The organism is Corynebacterium variabile (genome assembly GCF_006539825.1).
In the GTDB taxonomy this organism is placed as follows: domain Bacteria; phylum Actinomycetota; class Actinomycetes; order Mycobacteriales; family Mycobacteriaceae; genus Corynebacterium; species Corynebacterium variabile.
On sequence record NZ_BJNT01000037.1, the window covers coordinates 1 to 5,165 of the forward strand.

Genomic DNA, 5,165 nt, shown 5'->3' on the forward strand with positions numbered 1-5,165 from the left:
GAACACCCGTTCGCCTTGGGGTGCAATCTTGACGAAGGTAGGGAGCCTAGGAGGTGCTGTTGCAAGCTCGCTGGTTTCGTCACCTGGCTACGCTAATAAGGAGGCATGACCTAGACAGTCGGGATGGAGACAGTGGCTAACCACTGGCCATGCGGAGCATCGAGGCTCGTCCTTAACAGCTGAGGACCTTCGCCCCCGGCAAACATCAGCGAATCGTTTTCGCTGGCTAGCCGATCGCCAGCTGCGGCGAAGGCGAAAATCATAGCTTGCACCGAGTCCACACCGCCAGAGAACATTTGCACATCGCCGCTCTGTAGACCTGAAATCGCCCAGCGGGCGACCCAATCGCCGTGCTCTTCGTGAGGTGCCCAGATGCACAACTTTACCTCTTGCCCAGACCTTCCCTGAAAAACACGGGTCAGTAGGGGCTCTTCGGGGTGCGCCATTAGTCTGCCGCCAGGCAAGCTGCGTAGCTTGCAGCGGCTGCAGCCCAGCACGCCGCCCGTGCAGGAGGTGCGGGAATGAACCGGCAGCCCTTGCTGAGGCTCTTGTAGAGCTTGTCGCAGGAAGACTTGCTCTTAAGCTGACCTTGAGACAGCGAGGATTCCGGAGTGGGGACGCTGGTAGCTGCTGAGGCCTGGGACATAGTCCCCAGGCCTAGGGAGAGTGCGGCCACTGCCGCCAAACTGAGGGGAAGAATCCGGGTGATTCTCATGGTGGATACCGTTCTGATTAGGGGTGTCGCCAAGTTCTCCTGACGCAACAATCGTAACAAAAACAAACAGGGACGCGAGGAAATCTCTAGACTTCTCGAAGAGGTTGATACGACAACCACAAGTCCGCGCACCGCTCGACGGTCGCCAGGCAGATCTCACTCTCTGCAGACGTATCCGTCTAGGTCACCGTTCACCGGACAGTACAGCTAGAAGAGGGCGAACCGAGGTTCTGGCAGCTCTGGATCGCTACCTTTGCCGGGCCGGTGCTTAACCCCCAGGTCACGAGGTAGTGAGTTCGGTGATGATATTCCCTTACTCCCAGTGACCCTTCTGCTGTGGCTTGAAGGCTTCTACCATGCGCCCCGTCTCGCCGTTCGGCCAAACGCTGTCCCGGTACTTCACCCCGTAGTGTCCGACGGGTGGCAGTGAGATGACGACCTCGATGCAGTAGCCAGCGGGGTTCTTCAAGTAGAACGGGCTGTCAACGGCGGCTGATGCGGTAAGGGGCCTCAAGCATGAGTCAAGTTGCAGTTCATCGTGAAGGTCGGGCTTTACTGGGGGACATGGACGAGAATCTGGACCAACCATGTTTTTTGGAAGCTACACCGATCGCACAGGTTGATGTACTGCTGACGCCATTGCGAGGTGATGATGCTGACACGATGGTCACGGTGTTGCAGGATCGCGAGTTGTACGTTTTCACCGGCGGTGAGCCACCAAGTATTGACGAGTTGCGCCGCACATACGCTCGCCAGGAGGATGGAATATCGCCTGATGGATCGCAGCTGTGGTTGAACTGGATCGTTCGCGTGTCGGGAGAGCCGGCCGGGTATGTTCAGGCAACGGTCGTTACCCAGGGCGACCATACGGTTGCGGAACTGGCGTGGGTAATCGGTCTCCGGTGGCAGGGTCGGGGCCTGGCCGCACGCAGCGCAAGACTGATGCGCACGTGGCTACAGGATCATGGGGTTAGTCACTTTACGGCCGCGATTCACCCAGACCATGCGGCTTCTGCCGCGATTGCAGCTCGGCTGGGGCTGCGCAGTTCAGGTTTGAGGACCGACGATGGCGAGATTATCTGACGGACACCGTAGCGCTGAGCCTGTGAATGTGAGGGCTATGTGGCATGAAATCTTGGCCGCCGCGTGGCGCGTCAGGGCTGTTTGGGCATGAGGATCCACGCGCCGAGGTAGAACACTGCCTGGGGGCCGGGGAACACGAACGATAGGACGAATAGGGTTCGCACCACGGTGGGGGACCACCCCAACCAGTCGGCTATGCCGCCGCAGACCCCGGCGATGATCTTGTGGTCCCTGGAGCGTTGAGGTCTAGCCATGCAAACGACGATAGTCCGTCGTAGTGGCCACCGCCTTCGGGCCGACGAGATTCGGGTGCGGGGGTAGTGTCCGGAAACGATCGTTTATGACACACCAGTTTGCACATCGGCACCGGAGCGTGTCAGTGCAGGTCGCGTTGTCTCAGAACACTGTGTCAGAATCAAGGTGTCACTAGACTTGTCCGCGACGAGTTCCGGACACCTGGGCACACGAAAGAGGGTTCTATGGGTGAAGTATTCGGGTACGCCCGAGTATCAACAGCGGATCAGGATGCGAGTCTGCAACGCGATGCGTTGAGTCGGCACGGCTGTAGCGAGATCTTCACCGATGTCGGTTCCGGGTCCCGGGCGCATCGCCCAGAGCTGGACCGGTTATGGGGCAAGCTGCGTTCCGGGGACACGGTGGTGGTGTGGCGATTGGACCGGCTGGGCCGCTCAGTCCCGCATCTGATTGATCAGCTGGAGGATCTCCAGGCCCGCGGGGTCGGGTTCGTCTCGTTGCAGGAGACCATTGACACGACCACTCCGGGTGGCCGGTTGGTGTTCCATGTATTTTCGGCGTTGGCTCAGTTCGAACGTGATCTGGTGATCGAGCGCACCACTGCCGGCCTGGCGGCGGCCAGGGCACGCGGCCGGGTCGGGGGGCGGCCGAAGAAACTCACCGAACAGCAAGCCGCCACCGCCCGCTCACTGTATGAGGCGAAGACGATGACGGTGTCAGAGATCGGGCGGGTGCTCGGGGTCAGTCGCTCAACGATCTACCGAGCACTGTAAGTCAGGGGTTGCTGAGAGAAAAAATATCCCAAACAACAGTCATCAAAATATCAATACCTCGCACTGGATATTGCCGTCAGGAACTTGCCGCCAGATGATACCAGAAATATAAACGATATGATCGCGACTATTCCCGATATATACCCGCCAGAACCTAGAGTTATCCACAATACGGCAACGGTGAATATTAGCGCCGACATCAAAGCGACCGAAAAAGAAAGCTTACTTTTGGATGGGGCGATAAAGTATCCTACAAAACCGACGATGCTAAGCATCGAGAATACGTAAGCTGTATCTCCGACCCCATCACTGACGACATCAACCTCTGCCAAGATCTTGAGTGCGAGAGGTAAGCCGATGGTAGACAAGAACCATATTCTTGTCCCAAGGGGGAACGTGGATTTAGTAGCCATCGGCCGCTCTTTCGTTGTGATGCTCTAGTTCTGACCGAGATGAGATATGGTTACTGCAGGGTAGTACGCATCCCGGAAGTCTCGACATCCGCAACGACGTGGATCCGCACCGCCATACACCGAGTTGCAGATCTTATTCATTTCGTCGTACAAAGACTTGTTGCACGGCCTGTATCCCGATGGGAAGAGAAAACTTCGTGCAGTTTTTAATTTCCGCTATTACCGCTCGGAAATAATTTCCACGAAACGCAGCTTCCAAAGCGAATCAATGCATTCGTCAAGATGTCGGCATTTGTAGTAGACAATAGGAACGCTCATGTCGATGACTATCTCAAACACCTCCTCCGCACTGTCCTGAGAGCCGCCAGCATAAGAAATGACACGAAGATATCTCCTATCGGCAACCTCAAAATGTCGAGGATAAGACTCTTCCCCCCCATCTTCGAACGGCTTTTGGAAGCGATAGCTTCCCCCCCATGTTTCCGGGAATCCTTCGAAGTATACCAACGACAGCGGCGACATGAGCCCCGTGCTGGGCCGTCGCTCAGATGTCAACCGTTGCGATTGAATGAACTCTCCAAGTGTGTCATGGTAGATAATTCCGTCAACCATGACTGTCCAGAGTGATCGCGACGGAATGAGATGAACAGAGTACCGGGAGGGTACGTCTCCCTCCGAGCTGAACCAGTCGGCCTCGTATTGTAGTTCATCACTGTCGACCCGTCCGACCGTCATGAGGGAAAAGAGGATCCCCGTTCCTGCAATATCAGTGACAGTGTCGACATTACGTATTCCGTACTCCTGACAAAATCCGTCCCAGAGTCTCGTATGGAGCGTCACGAGCGTACTCCAGTGTGATCATCGATGTTCTCCGGAAATGTACATAGATCTGACTCGTACCTGTACTGAGGGCAATTGTACCGACCCATCGCGAACGTTAAGCCACCGTAAGAGGCCTTGTAGTCCCATGAGGGGATAGACAGTTCCATGTTAGTCACTTCGACAAAGTATTTCCCCTTATCTGTGGAGGTTAGGTACATTTGGGATGATTCTTTACCTCCGGCAGAGCTAACGGAGACGCTACGAGAGTCTACTGTGCGATCAGGCCTTTTAGATACATCTTCCCGCACCCGGAAGTCTACCGTGAATTTTCCACTGGGCAAACCCAAGGACGTCACCTTGAGTGCAACATGATGGTTTTGCCGCTGCGTAAGGGTATTCCTTATGTTCCATGCGAATTCACGACTCCAGTTGATTTTTCCATTCCCCATATTCCCGTCTCCGATGCACATGTCAACAGACTTGGATATTCGGTATGCATCTTGTCTGCGTGGATCGGAAATCGAAGTAGGCTCAGTCCAGTCACACTCGATCCCTGTAGGACCTTCCGCTCGCAGCTGGGGAGCTTGAGTGGCCTGATCTTCTTGGTCAGCGGTCCGATCTTCGGCCGCAGGACGCGAGAACACAGCTGGCGTGTCGGAGTTCTCCTGCACCCATACGCCAAAAGAGCTGCAAATATATTGAAAATCAGAAACCAAGTTCATTTCTCCAGCAACACGAAGCGCTGCTGCAACACAGGAGAATGGCGAGAGGACATCATCCGGGTTGGCGATGAGAGTACCCCCCTCAAATTCCTGTACCTGCATACCCTCCTCGTCGATGAACGAGTCGCTAATGGGATACCCATATCCACTTGTTTCGTATCCACGCCGCGCCCACTTGTCAAGCACCGCCCCAGTCACCGGATGCGCGCCGTGTGTGGGGTGCCAGTAGAGCATGCCGCCGGCGAACCTGTTGAACCGTCCAACACCGTCGGGTGTGCCGGCTTCATCAGCGGTGGGGTATCCGAGGGGCCCGCCTTCTGCGCCGGTGGTCACCCACTTGTCGTAGATGAGTCCTTCAATGCTCGCGAGGCCGGCCAGGGAG

General features: G+C 56.1%; 7 protein-coding genes. 2 read left to right on the forward strand and 5 right to left on the reverse strand.

The window, feature by feature from the left end; translation table 11 throughout:
- Positions 1–110 precede the first annotated feature (110 nt).
- Positions 111–446, reverse strand: a complete 336-nt coding sequence (locus CVA01_RS15620) for a DUF6968 family protein (RefSeq protein WP_373862689.1) — start codon at positions 444–446, stop codon at positions 111–113.
- A gap of 833 nt (positions 447–1,279) precedes the next feature.
- Between CVA01_RS15620 and CVA01_RS14525 the strand changes: the two genes are divergently transcribed.
- A complete protein-coding gene (locus CVA01_RS14525) occupies positions 1,280–1,798 on the forward strand; it encodes a GNAT family N-acetyltransferase (RefSeq protein ID WP_141331778.1) in 519 nt (172 codons plus the stop codon).
- Positions 1,799–1,869: 71 nt separating this feature from the next.
- Here the strand turns inward: CVA01_RS14525 and CVA01_RS14530 are convergent, their stop codons facing one another.
- Positions 1,870–2,052, reverse strand: a complete 183-nt coding sequence (locus CVA01_RS14530) for a PspC domain-containing protein (protein ID WP_141331780.1) — start codon at positions 2,050–2,052, stop codon at positions 1,870–1,872.
- Between the two features lie 225 nt (positions 2,053–2,277).
- On the opposite strand from CVA01_RS14530, the gene CVA01_RS14535 reads away from it, so the two are divergent.
- Positions 2,278–2,826, forward strand: a complete 549-nt coding sequence (locus tag CVA01_RS14535) for a recombinase family protein (protein WP_141331782.1) — start codon at positions 2,278–2,280, stop codon at positions 2,824–2,826.
- A 50-nt stretch (positions 2,827–2,876) separates the two neighbouring features.
- Here CVA01_RS14535 and CVA01_RS14540 read toward each other — a convergent pair whose 3' ends face one another.
- The 3 genes from CVA01_RS14540 to CVA01_RS14550 all read right to left on the reverse strand — a co-directional run.
- Positions 2,877–3,194 carry a hypothetical protein gene (locus tag CVA01_RS14540; RefSeq protein ID WP_141331784.1) on the reverse strand — a complete coding sequence of 106 codons (318 nt, stop codon included), beginning with the start codon at positions 3,192–3,194 and terminating at the stop codon, positions 2,877–2,879.
- 264 nt (positions 3,195–3,458) lie between these two features.
- On the reverse strand, positions 3,459–3,851 hold the full coding sequence (locus CVA01_RS14545; RefSeq protein WP_141331786.1) for a hypothetical protein: 393 nt from the start codon (positions 3,849–3,851) through the stop codon (positions 3,459–3,461).
- A gap of 224 nt (positions 3,852–4,075) precedes the next feature.
- The coding region (locus tag CVA01_RS14550) for an LGFP repeat-containing protein (protein WP_373862690.1) at positions 4,076–5,165 on the reverse strand (1,090 nt) is incomplete at its 5' end.

Excerpts from the sequence above, each read along its gene's own strand:
- CVA01_RS15620 (WP_373862689.1), bottom strand. The coding sequence starts at position 446 with ATGGCGCACCCCGAAGAGCCCCTACTGACCCGTGTTTTTCAGGGAAGG.
- CVA01_RS14525 (WP_141331778.1), top strand. The coding sequence starts at position 1,280 with ATGGACGAGAATCTGGACCAACCATGTTTTTTGGAAGCTACACCGATC.
- CVA01_RS14530 (WP_141331780.1), bottom strand. The coding sequence starts at position 2,052 with ATGGCTAGACCTCAACGCTCCAGGGACCACAAGATCATCGCCGGGGTC.
- CVA01_RS14535 (WP_141331782.1), top strand. The coding sequence starts at position 2,278 with ATGGGTGAAGTATTCGGGTACGCCCGAGTATCAACAGCGGATCAGGAT.
- CVA01_RS14545 (WP_141331786.1), bottom strand. The coding sequence starts at position 3,851 with ATGGTTGACGGAATTATCTACCATGACACACTTGGAGAGTTCATTCAA.